General features: G+C 67.7%; 1 protein-coding gene. It reads right to left on the bottom strand.

The window, feature by feature from the left end; genetic code table 11:
• Positions 1-446: extracellular solute-binding protein (locus PUR61_RS38390; protein WP_329884436.1), on the bottom strand; the 446-nt coding region annotated here is incomplete at both ends.

The raw sequence follows: 446 nt of genomic DNA, 5'->3' as shown, positions 1-446 counted from the left end.
GTTGCGGGCGAGCTGTTCGAAGATGGGCGCCCAGTTGGGGTCGGCCTTGACCTTGCCGTCCACGGTGGCCTTCACGGCCGGGTCCACCTTGCCGAGGTCGTACGGGAAGATCGCGTGGAAGTCCATGTACTGGGCGCTGCGCTCGGGGGAGGCCAGCCAGCGCATGAAGGTGCCGGCGCCCTTCAGGTTCTTGCTCGCGGAGCCTGCGACCAGGCTGTGGCCGCCGACCATGGAGCAGCCGCTTCTGGGGCCGGTGGGCATCGGGGCGACGGCCCACTTGCCCTCGGTCTTGGTGCCGCCGGTCCGGACGTTGGCGATGACCGACTGGAAGAACGGGAACATCGCGACGTCGCCGCTGATGAAGCCGTTGAGGGCGCTGGTGCCGACCGGGGAGATCTTCTCGGTGTAGAAGGACTTCATGTACTCCATCGCGGTGCGTCCGGCCT

It is taken from the genome of Streptomyces sp. BE20, from assembly GCF_036322525.1.
Taxonomy (GTDB): domain Bacteria; phylum Actinomycetota; class Actinomycetes; order Streptomycetales; family Streptomycetaceae; genus Kitasatospora.
Note: the sequence above shows the minus strand (reverse complement) of the source record. Positions and strands in the feature narration are given on the sequence as shown.